Origin of the sequence: Aliiglaciecola lipolytica E3 (assembly GCF_000314975.1) — a bacterium.
Classification (GTDB): Bacteria; Pseudomonadota; Gammaproteobacteria; order Enterobacterales; family Alteromonadaceae; genus Aliiglaciecola; species Aliiglaciecola lipolytica.
Genome location: NZ_BAEN01000076.1, coordinates 418,016 through 429,682, shown reverse-complemented (window position 1 = coordinate 429,682; position 11,667 = coordinate 418,016). Strand labels below are relative to the sequence as shown.

Sequence of the window (11,667 nt, the reverse complement as noted above, 5' to 3'; positions counted from 1 at the left end):
CTGAAAGTCTTTTTGTGCATGCCACTGGCAATGCTAAATGGCGTTAGCCAACCACTACGTAAATAGCACCTAAAATGGCAAAAAATATCGGCTGATGTAACACATATACCGCTAAACTATGGCGTCCTAGAAATGTAATTTTTGTTGATAATTTAAGCGAAGCACAGGGGTCTAATCCCTTTTCAAAAAGATGACCTAAGCCAATACCCAACAAAACAACACCTGTCCATGGGAAAAGTGCCACGTAATCGTTGGGCGATGGCGGTAGCCCAAGCTCCCAAAAGTTAAAAGGCCATTTGCTCGTAACCACACCCGTTAAAAATAACACAACAGTAAATACGCCAACGATGGCCGCAATTGCCGGATAGCGAACAAGCGGCAAGCATAAAATACTGGCAACTGCGATAAAGTGTAAAACGCCAAAATATATCCAATTGTTATGGAAAAAGGTGTAGGTGAAAAGCGATATGATTAACGCCCATATCATTATCCACACAATACGTTTAGCAAAGGATTTGAAATCAACCCGTTGGCGATGCGCAAATACCAACGATGCTCCCACGCTCAGGAAAAAAAGCGTTAAGATGACATAGCGAAATTCTTTCCATCCTTTACCATTTGGCACATTCCAATCAACCCAGCCAAAAAAGCGCAGGTCGTACGCAAAATGAAAAATCACCATCAGTACAATTGCAACGGTACGTATGATGTCTATCGTTACGTTACGAGTACCGGCCATTCTTTATTCGCCTAATGATGGTCATGCGGTCGTTTATCGCGCGTAGAAGAATGTGAATGGATGACTTTCCAACCCGAATTCGTGCGCTTGAACAAGTATGTCTGATACCCGTTTTTATCAAAGGTTTCGCTTGATCTTCGAACTTCACCAGACACATTGATAGTTGTGATCGCCCATGCCATGTCATCATCTATCGAAATATCCATATCCAAAATATCGATGGTAAGGCGCGAGAGTACTTCTTTTTCCGGCTCTACGTGATTTTCGACAAGATCCTTTAATCCCTTATTCTGCCCTCCTGACTCAATGTATCGGGCACCTGTATGATCGAGATAATGCTGATAAAAAGGGCGACCATTGCCAGACTCCCATCCCTTCTCAATTGCTATGATTATTTTTTCAATCGCCGCTTTGTCCGCGTCTACTTGCGCTGCATATACGCCTTGTACGGCACTAGTCAACAGCATTATTAATGTTGCTCTGAAGAATAACGTCATTTTTTTTGTCCTATAAAGTAAGTAGTTAGTGGGACCAATGGATGTGACTTATCATCCAATTGCCATCGATACGCTTAAGTACCAGAGTTTCATTGCCTTGTTTGTCAATTTGCTTATCTTTGTATAAGCCCACAGTGTGACTTCTTGAAATTGAGACCGCCGTATCCCCATAAACATGAACATAGTGCTCAATGGTTGCGGTTTTAACCGAAGAAGAAAATCGCATATCAGCTTGCAAATGATGCTGGCGATACTCTTCAGCACTGCGTTCTATGCGTGCCCCTTCTAAGATAATGACATTGGGAGATAGCGCGCTCATAACGCTTTCCGCTTGTCCTTTGGCTAACGCTTCGTGAAATGAGAGTACAGTGCGTCCCGCTTCAGTTTGTAAACCACTAAACTTCGTTGCTGTGAGCTCGCTTGCTGTAGATGGCTCATGAGCAAATACACAAAACGAAAGCAACGATGTAGACAAAAGAGCAATTAAAAAATAGTTATTTTTCATGTAGATCCTTAGTTAAGATTGAGGGCCAAGCACCGTAGTCAACACGGCGGTGATCACAAAAATGCATAGCCCAAGGACCATTTCAATTTGGATCGAACGGCGCAAGACCATCGCAGCGTTACCGTGAGTTAACAGCCTGGGAGTTAATTTAAATTTATGCCATGCAGCGAGCAGCAGGATTGCTGTGACAAAGGACAGCTTTATCAGCAGGCTGAGCCCGTAAGTTTGATTGAGTAAATTACTCACAGTACCAATGAGTTCCCACGCAAGGAGCGCACCAACAAGGAGCAACAAGCACACTAGCCCAATAGCAAGATGGCCAAAATGGCGCATGAGCGTATTTAACACTACAGGGGATAGCTGCTTACAAGCATCAGATAAGGGCCAAAGTGCGCCTATCCAACTAAGTGCAATGACCACATGCACCGCCAAGGCATAGCCATATAAACTATCCAGTTGTACAGTGTGACCGGAGAGCATAAAAGTATAGCCAACGCTCCCCCATTGAATAATTGCAACAATGAGTGTCACATATGCATTAGGTGTTATTTTGCGAGCGAGTTGCCAATAAACCATCCCACAGAATACTAAGCCGACGATAAACACACACAACCGACTGAGCGCGACGGTTCCTAGTGCAGACTGTGCAACCATATTTTGCATGACAGTATCAAACATGCCGGTGAAACCGCTTTGAGACAGAGCCCCCACTTGGAAAAAGAAATCCAATATCGTCGCCAATAAACCGATTAACGCCAACAGGGTCATATAGTTCAAAATATATGATTGCCAAAGAAGTCTGGTCTGGGACGGCCTATCCTGAATAAAAGGCATCATAAGAAAAAGCAGAAAACCACCCATTAGCCCCGACAGCCCGAGATAGACCAAAAGCTTACTGGATAGAATTAATACTTCCCATATTGGCATGTTGAAATATCCTCTTTAGTGGTTCTTGTGTTGGCTGTGGGATTTCTTGTCTTTTTGCATAGACATATTGCCGTGTACCATAAATGTGAATGAGCCCTCCATTTTGTGCCCGTCCTCGCCCAGTATCATCCACTGTGCGGTATAGTTGCCTGGGGACAATACAGGCAATTCATAATCAAATGAGGTGCTCGGTTCCATTGTTGGTATAAATCCAATCGAGACAGGTTCACTGTTTTGACTGTTCAAACTTAATTTGGCTAAACGAACGGGCTCCGTAAAAGAAACGGATAACTGCGGTGGTGATGACATTAACATCGCGTTGTTTTTCGGTATTGATGCGTTCATCGATGTGTGTGCAGAAATACTTGTACTCACAAGCACAGTGGTAAGTAAGAGAGTTGATAGTAATGTTTTCATATGTAAACCTCGATAGTTTTAAGTAGTGGTAAAGGGTGAAAATGAATCGATATAGATAGCATTTTCATCAATGGTGTAATAAATAAAAAATGTTGACTTCTCTTTTAGGTATGTCGAGCATACTTAGTCATGAGCTTAAAATCCGGATGACCCATGAGTTTAACTAACTCTATATTGAAAGTACTTTTCGAATGTGAAAACACAATCATCGCGGGGTACTTATGAATGATGGCGAGTGCATATTAATCAATGACCTTTTGCGACAATGACCAAGAACGAGGACGTAACATCAAACCAACGAGACAGGCTACCAACTCCGACAGTCATTATAACCAATAGTGTATTACTCACATTCTTACTGTCTTGGCTGGTATATAATATGGGGGCAAATAAACACTTAAAATCAACTTGCCACAATGCTCTCGCTAGCGCCGCGACAGCGGTTTTTTCATCGGTTTCACGCAGTAATGTGACACTCTCAACTTCATATGGTTGGTTTATTTGCGATATTGCGATGACGGCAGCCTGTTTATCTGACAGCGGTTTCACAATGTCTCCGGATAAACCACTGACCAAAATAGACTCACCTCCTTGCATTAATTGATAGACAGGCTCCCCCCTTAAGGTCGTTAGTACGATTGATGTCGCGCCTGGAACTCGGTTAAGTGCATCCTCAAAGCCAATATCTGACGTTGGTGATGACGAAAGTTTGGATGGCGCTTTAAGGAAGTGATCGCCATGAATATAGTAAATATCAACCCAGACCATATAGATTCCACTCAACGCCCACAGCAGCATCTGCCCGCCGACTACCAACATCAGATAACCATGTAATCGACGAGCAATACGGCTCATGACTACGCGACACTCATCGATTTGAGTTGCTGCTTTCGCCATATCAAATAGATTGCGGGCAGAATAAGTAGCGTTAATAAAATGGCACTCACCATCCCGCCAACCATTGGCGCAGCGATGCGACTCATAACTTCAGACCCCGTACCTGAGCCATACAGCACAGGTAATAAGCCAAAAATTATGGTTGCCGTCGTCATCATGACGGGTCGAACGCGTAAACCAGCACCATGAAGTACGGCTTCAGTTAGCATGCCAACAGTAGGTTTAATACCCTCTGATTTGCATTTGTCGATTAGCGCTTGATACTCTTGATTTAAATACACCAGCATAATGACACCAATTTCTACAGCGACACCGGCTAACGCAATAAAACCCACCCCTACGGCTACTGAAAAGTTAAACCCCTCTAAGTACATCAGCCAGATACTGCCAACCATTGATAGCGGCAATGTACCCATAATAATGGCCACTTCTATAAAATTGCGGAAGTTGAGATATAACAGGATCACAATTATGGCTAAAGTCAAAGGAACCACGTAGGTTAATTTCTCTTTTGCCCGCAACATATACTCATATTGTCCAGACCATGTTATCGAGTAACCTGCTGGCAACACTAACTGCTCGCTCACTGCTTGCTGAGCACTAACGACATATGATCCAATATCAACACCATCAATATCGACATACACCCAGCCATTAAGTCGCGCATTCTCACTTTTAATGCCGGGAGGGCCATTTTCAATATACACATCAGCAACGTCGGCTAACGCAATCCGTTTACCTTGCGGTGTAACAATGGGAAGTAAAGACAAAGATTCCGGTGACGAACGATAGGACTGTGGATATCGAATATTCACTGGGTAGCGCTCCAACCCTTCGACGCTTTGCGTGACATTCATTCCACCGATAGCGCTAGAAACCACCTGTTGCACGTCGGCAATGTTCAGACCATATCGCGCTGCTTGTTCGCGCTGAATATCAACTTTAACATAGCGCCCGCCTGCGACTCGCTCTGAATAAACCGATGCTGTTCCCTCAACATCTGACAGTATCGTTTCAATTTGCTGACCTATTTTTTGGATTTCCGTGAGATCCGGACCTCCAATCTTTATCCCAACTGGCGTTTTAATACCAGTAGCCAACATGTCAATCCGTGTCTTGATAGGCATAACCCACGCATTGGTTAGTCCTGGCAAATTGACCACAGAATCAAACTCCTTGATTAGATCTTGTGTGGTCATGCCTTCACGCCACTGGTCTTGAGGTTTCAATTGAATAAACGTTTCAATCATTGTAAGGGGCGCCGGGTCTGTCGCAGTATCTGCACGACCAACCTTACCAAATACGGTGTCAACTTCAGGCACGGTCTTTATGAGTTTATTGGTTTGTTGTAGCAATTCACGCGCTTTACCAATCGAGATCCCCGCATACGTTGTCGGCATGTACATCAAGTCACCTTCATCAAGCGGTGGGATAAACTCGCTACCAATTTTATTGATAGGCCAAAGTCCAATAGCCAACACAATAACCGCAATAAGCGTGGTGATTTTTGGAAAACGCAATACCGTTCTTAACGTTGGCATATAGAGAAACGTTAAGAAGCGATTCACGGGATTTTTATGCTCTGCGAGTACTTTACCGCGTACAAAATACCCCATAAGTACTGGTACAAGTGTAATCGCCAGCGCAGCTGATGCTGCCATCGCGTATGTTTTGGTAAAAGCAAGCGGTGAGAACATCCGCCCTTCTTGTGCTTCCAGCGTGAAAACGGGCACAAAACTTACGGTGATAATGAGCAAGCTGAAAAACAATGCCGGCCCGACTTCAGACGCGGAATCTATGACCACTTGCCAGCGGTTTTCTTTTGTCAGGGGAGTACGTTCCATATGCTTGTGCATGTTTTCTATCATGACTATTGCCCCATCGCTCATTGCGCCAATAGCGATGGCAATTCCTCCCAACGACATAATATTGGCATTGATGCCTTGCATGTACATCACAATGATTGCGGTAATGATACCAACGGGGATACTGATGATTGCAACTAGGGATGAACGCACGTGAAACAAAAACGCAATACACACTAGTGCAACAACAATGAACTCTTCGACGAGCTTAGAAGCTAAGTTATCTACTGCTCTTTCAATCAATGCTGAACGGTCATAAACCGTGACAATTTCAACTCCCTCGGGTAATCCCTTTTTAAGGTCTTCGAGTTTAGCTTTAACACCGTCAATGGTTTTTTGGGCATTTTCTCCAAATCGCATGACAACAATACCGCCAACCGTTTCACCTTCACCATTGAGTTCTGCCACTCCCCTTCGCATTTGAGGACCTAACTGAACATCAGCAATATCTCTCACCAATAACGGCGTACCGTTTTCGTTGACACCCAATGGAATCGTTTCGATATCTTGCTTGCTTGAAATATAACCCGTCGCCCTGACCATATATTCGGCCTCGGCCATTTCGATAACGGATGCCCCAACTTCTTGGTTACCTCGCTTAATTGCCATTTGGATATGAGAAAGCGGGATTCCATAAGCTCGCAACCTTTCAGGATCAACCTTGACTTGATACTGCTTTACCATTCCGCCCAACGCAGATACTTCGGACACTCCCGGTACGGTTTGCAGTTCGTATTTGAGGAACCAATCCTGCAAACTCCGAAGTTGTGATATGTCGTTTTTACCGGTGCGATCTACGAGTGCATATAAGTACACCCAGCCCACACCAGTTGCGTCAGGACCTAATTGTGGTCGAGCATTCTCAGGTAGGTTGGGCGCTACCTGTGACAGGTACTCCAGCACTCGACTTCGAGCCCAATATAAGTCTGTACTGTCATCAAATATGATATAAACATACGAGTCACCAAAAAAAGAATATCCTCTTACTGTTTTTGCACCGGGCACTGACAGCATTGCAGTTGTCAACGGATACGTCACCTGATCTTCGACCACTTGAGGGGCTTGCCCTGGGTAACTGGTTTTAATGATGACCTGAACATCAGACAAGTCTGGTAACGCATCGATTGGTGTATTTTTTAGCGTAAAAAGACCACCACCAACGATAATTAAGGTTGTCAGCAACACGAAAAATCGGTTAGAGACTGACCAGCGAATAATAGCTTCAATCATTCGTGTGCACCTCCATGATTGCTATGACCCTTAGCAGAATCGTGATGTTCAGACTCAATGTTTACGATCCTAAAGCTATCTTCGGTGACCTCAAACGTAAAGGTGATCTGATCACCCACCTTCAATTGGTTAATGTCAATTGCATCGTTAATGCTGAAGTCTAGTGTTGCGGCTGGTCTATCCCACTTTGGTATTGCATCGCGTGAGATATTGACCAAACGAGCCTCTAAATCGATGGAGTTAATCTTGCCTACAACCGTTGCCGAATGCGCAGATTCATCATTAGATGATTTAACATGGACGGTTGTGATCAAGTAATCGCTATCACCGGTCTTGGTAATTTCAACATGAAGTGTCATGCCCTCTTTAATCTGCGATAAATCGATATTTTCTGAAACTAAGAAATCCATAGTCATCGCTGGCCATTCCCATTCTTCGATTGCACCGTGATCAAGATTGAGCATATTGTGTGAAGCCATAACCGAGTTGACCGATGCCTCTATCCATACACTCTCTCCACTTGCCCCTTGTGTATCGGCTTCATCAATAACATGCACAGTCGTGACCACATACTGACCATCGTTTTCCTTCCTGATTTCAATGTGTGTGAGCATCCCCTCTTTGAGGTTTTTTAGGTCTACATGGTTAGCGACCGTGAAATCCATTGTCATCTCAGGCCAATCCCATTCATTGATAGCGCCATGATTGACGGTAATCATGTTGTGTGATGGCATAACATCGGTGATAGTTGCTTGCGTAAAGACTGATGAAGGCATTTCATCGGGCACTTCCATACGTTTAAAATCTGAACTAATACTGCTCTCTGAATCGAGTAAAAAGTGTGCCGACGTGACAATCTGGTCACCGTCGACAAGACCTGTTGTAATTTCAGTAAAGTCATCCACCACTCGACCAACTTCCACGGCTATAGACTTGAATTGTCCATCGCCAAAGGCTAGTACGACACGATTTTGCGTACCAGTTCTAATAACGGCTTCTGATGGTACGAGAACATTAGCAGTATCAAAGTCGGAATGTATCGTCACCTGAGCGAACATATTCGGTTTAAGGGCGTAATCGTCATTTTTAAAACGTAAACGAACGCGCAGGGTACGTGTACTTTGTTCAAGTGTTGGGTAAACGTAATCAACCTCACCCTCCCACTCTTTTCCGGGCAAAAATTCTGAAGTCATTGTTACAGGAAGTCCAACAGTGACTTGTGCAGATTGTCTTTCAAAGATTTCAGCATCAACCCACACCTCGTCCAATGCACCAATTGACATAAGGGTAGTACCTGGCTTGATAAAGAATCCTTCGCGGATATTTAAGTTGTCAACAAACCCGGTTTGAGGTGCTGAAAACGTGATTGTTTGACGCACTTTTTTAGTCGATATTAATGACTGGATCGCTTCCCTCGGCATCTGCAATGCGTCTAATCGCGAACGTGCAGCAGCAATCAAATCTTCATTCCCGCGGCGCATTGCTATTAGAAGTTCTTCCTGTGCATTCACCAATTCAGGAGAATAGAGTGAATAGATTGGGTCGCCTTTTTTAACATACTCGCCAGTTGCTCTCACGTGCAGTCGGTCGACCCATCCTTCGACACGGGGGTGTATGTGTATCAGGGTGTCTTCATTGTACTGAACATACCCCACCGTTCGAATAGGCACATGCAATGAACGGCGTTGCACAGATGCTGTTCTTACACCTAAATTATTCACGACATTTGAAGATATTTTGATGGTTCCAGGTCCTTCGCCACCTTCTGTACCGTCTTCATAAACAGGAATCAAATCCATCCCCATAGGAGACTTACCAGGCTCATCACGGCGATAATTAGGATCCATTGGGGCTACCCAATAAAGTGGTTGTTTTTCATCACTTTGTGCTGTTTCAACGTTCGTTGGACCAGTAGGAAGAAGGAACGAATAGACCAACGCAGTCATTACGCCGCCGATAACCCCCCCTAAAACAATTGCTTTAGTGTTATTCATTATTGCTCTCCGGTTTGAGTCTTGAAAATACCAGCGGGGGTATTGAAGTAGTAATTAAGTCGAATGTTTGTTTTAAAGAGATCCACATCTATATCAAGTGCATCAATACGTGCATTCAAATCTGCGATACGCGCTCGAACAACTTCTGCGAAATCTCCATCATCATTGGTATAGGCATTCAAAGATGCTTCCGCTTGCTCTTGCATTTGCTTTAGCAACTCCTCTTTGTACAGGAGTTGTCTGTCCTTTAGGCGCTCGCGCTCAGCATAAAGTGACTGTATTGCTGACATCATTTCTCGCAGCGCGAGAAGTTTGTCGGTCTTTATAGCTTCTGATTGACTAACAGCTGCTGCGACTTCTTGGTCTTGACGGTTTTCAGTAAATATGGGCAAATCAAAACTTACTCCAACGGACAAGAAATCAGCTCGACTGGAGCCATCAGGGGCGTCATCTCTATATGCATAGCTGGCATTAACCCCCCATTGTGGTTTGTACATTTCCCTAGCGAGTTCAACTCCAGTTTTACTTGCTTGTATCCGTTGATTGATGGATAAAATGTAGGGGTGCTCCGCAAGCAGAGTTGCGAGTTCTTGCTGATTTCTATTTTTAACTAGTGTTAACGTGTTTTCAGATACGTTGGTAATGGTCGGTAAAGCGTTGGGCAACTGAAAAACAGTAAACGCGTTAAAACCAAGTTGGCGCATAGACTGTTCGCTTTTTAAAAGCCATTCCAGAAGTTTTCCAGTTGCTCTTTCTTCCAATGCTTGTAACTTGGTTAACCGATCTTTTAACCGAGTCAATTCAAGCTTTGCTCTAATGATGTCTTGTTGTCTTACACGCCCTACAGCAGAGGCATAATTGGCTTTGGCAATGTCGCTAAGTTGCTCAAACAACGTTCTATCTTGATAGATTAATTTTATGCTCTGTTGCGCGCGATAAATTTCCAACCAAATGTCAGATACCTGAACACGGGTGCGAGCTACGCGATCTATACGCATCAGTGGGTGCTCAGCAGCCTGCTCCCGTAATTGACGAGACCGAATATCTAATGAATCGCCTCTTGGGAACATCTGCGAGACCCCGGCCTTAAGTTGCGTCATGGGTTCCTGAGCAAATGCAAATCCATCTGTTGGTAAGTTTGCCAGTCCAATATTGACAACCGGATCCGGCAAACTCGAAGCGGCAATACTACTTGAGACAATTGCTTGTTCGCGATACTTGCTGCCCACAAGCCAAGGGTCGTTATCAATAGCGATTTCAACAGCCTGCTCCAATTTGAGGACTCGTTCAGATTGGCTTTGAGCTAAACCCGCGTTCAAAAGAGTCATCAGTGCAATTACATAGTATGCAGACCGAGTCATTAAAACTGCTCCTCATAAGTCATAACTTCAACGTAGGTCGTTGCACTACCATCATCATTTAATTGCAACACAATGTACGGACGAAATTGCTCATCGACTTCCATACCGGGCGACCCAATTGGCATCGCAGGAACACTCAGTCCAATCGCACCTTCAGGTACATTTTCAAGAAATTGCTGAATGAATTTTGCTGGTACATGTCCTTCAAAAACAAAACCGTCGGCAGACAGGGCCGTATGGCACGAACGATATTTGGGTGCTATGCCATATTTATCCTTAATTCGTGACATCAAGGTAACGTTCGTTACATCCGGTTCAAATCCATGCTCTTTAACGTGTTTCACCCATTTTTGGCAACACTTGCAAGAACGGCTTTTATAAATCTCCAAAGTAATTGTCGGGGCATCAGACACTACATCTGACTCATTGTTCACTTGTGTAGCGTCGGAACAGGCTGATAAAAACAGCACAAAAATAGGCGCTATCCACAACGTGCGTCGTGTAATAATTTTCATAATGAATCTCTCATTTTATTTTTTACAAGTTGCTTGTGACTCATCTCGTCGGCCAAGCGATATCATGTCCGAATAGTAAATGGACTTATCCTATTTAAATGAGAGAGTATTTAGGAGGGCGCTGCAATGCAGCTATGAATACTTGGTGTAGATTGGAATTGTGTGATTGAATGCTCAGTGACACGTCTTCTTGGGACGAGGTGGCATGCCGAGAGGGCAATCCGATGTGAAACATAGCCATAGGGCAGCAGCAGTCTTGAATACAGCAATTTTTCGTATCATCACTTTGAGAATGATCCATCATAGCGTGCGAACTGTGCTCCATCTCAGCAGTCATCTCGCCATTACATGGCATCTGTGCGAGAACAAATGCTCCCCCCACTTGCACGCCAAGCAGTGCGATAATAATAAACATGTTGACGCAGGCGCTTTTCACGTTTCTGTCATTCCTTACCGTTTACAAACTGTGGTGGTTAATCGCTCAATATTTGTGACGATGGTAGCACCCAACTCTGTCAATTAGATTACCCTCACATTACAATTTTGTAATAAACAACCGAAAAGGAAAACTTGTTAATAAATAGTCATGGATCCGTTGCATAATCAGTGCCCAAGGGGCTAACATCTTCTTCGTACATAGCGTGGTACTTAATAAGTAATACCGAAACTACAGCACCATGAATTCAATGTTTATTACGCTTTAAAGATCCTGTTGAACTC

General features: G+C 44.0%; 10 protein-coding genes. All 10 read right to left on the bottom strand.

Translation table 11 applies throughout. From position 1 onward, the window contains the following. Positions 1-43 precede the first annotated feature (43 nt). The gene (locus GLIP_RS20455; RefSeq protein ID WP_008846630.1) at positions 44-739 is read right to left on the bottom strand and encodes a DUF1624 domain-containing protein; all 696 of its coding nucleotides are present in this window, start codon (positions 737-739) and stop codon (positions 44-46) included. 11 nt (positions 740-750) lie between these two features. Beyond that, positions 751-1,236, bottom strand: coding sequence for a nuclear transport factor 2 family protein (locus GLIP_RS20450; protein ID WP_008846629.1), 486 nt, complete (start codon positions 1,234-1,236; stop codon positions 751-753). A gap of 25 nt (positions 1,237-1,261) precedes the next feature. After that, the gene (locus GLIP_RS20445) at positions 1,262-1,741 is read right to left on the bottom strand and encodes a YybH family protein (protein ID WP_008846628.1); all 480 of its coding nucleotides are present in this window, start codon (positions 1,739-1,741) and stop codon (positions 1,262-1,264) included. A 12-nt stretch (positions 1,742-1,753) separates the two neighbouring features. Next, on the bottom strand, positions 1,754-2,668 hold the full coding sequence (locus GLIP_RS20440; RefSeq protein ID WP_008846627.1) for a copper resistance D family protein: 915 nt from the start codon (positions 2,666-2,668) through the stop codon (positions 1,754-1,756). 15 nt (positions 2,669-2,683) lie between these two features. Next, positions 2,684-3,085 (bottom strand): copper resistance CopC family protein, encoded by a 402-nt coding sequence (locus tag GLIP_RS20435; RefSeq protein ID WP_008846626.1) that lies wholly within the window; start codon positions 3,083-3,085, stop codon positions 2,684-2,686. 246 nt (positions 3,086-3,331) lie between these two features. Then, positions 3,332-3,982, bottom strand: coding sequence for a peptidase (locus tag GLIP_RS20430; protein WP_226992260.1), 651 nt, complete (start codon positions 3,980-3,982; stop codon positions 3,332-3,334). Further along, positions 3,943-7,077: an efflux RND transporter permease subunit gene (locus tag GLIP_RS20425; RefSeq protein WP_008846624.1), complete on the bottom strand. Its 3,135-nt coding sequence runs from the start codon at positions 7,075-7,077 to the stop codon at positions 3,943-3,945. The genes GLIP_RS20430 and GLIP_RS20425 overlap by 40 nt, the downstream gene beginning before the upstream one ends. Further along, a complete protein-coding gene (locus GLIP_RS20420; protein ID WP_008846623.1) occupies positions 7,074-9,071 on the bottom strand; it encodes an efflux RND transporter periplasmic adaptor subunit in 1,998 nt (665 codons plus the stop codon). Before GLIP_RS20420 ends, GLIP_RS20425 begins: the two co-directional genes overlap by 4 nt. Next, entirely contained in the window at positions 9,071-10,432 is a 1,362-nt protein-coding gene (locus GLIP_RS20415) for a TolC family protein (RefSeq protein ID WP_008846622.1), read from the bottom strand. The genes GLIP_RS20420 and GLIP_RS20415 overlap by 1 nt, the downstream gene beginning before the upstream one ends. Next, on the bottom strand, positions 10,432-10,947 hold the full coding sequence (locus GLIP_RS20410) for a DUF411 domain-containing protein (protein ID WP_008846621.1): 516 nt from the start codon (positions 10,945-10,947) through the stop codon (positions 10,432-10,434). Before GLIP_RS20410 ends, GLIP_RS20415 begins: the two co-directional genes overlap by 1 nt. Between the last annotated feature and the right edge of the window lie 720 nt (positions 10,948-11,667).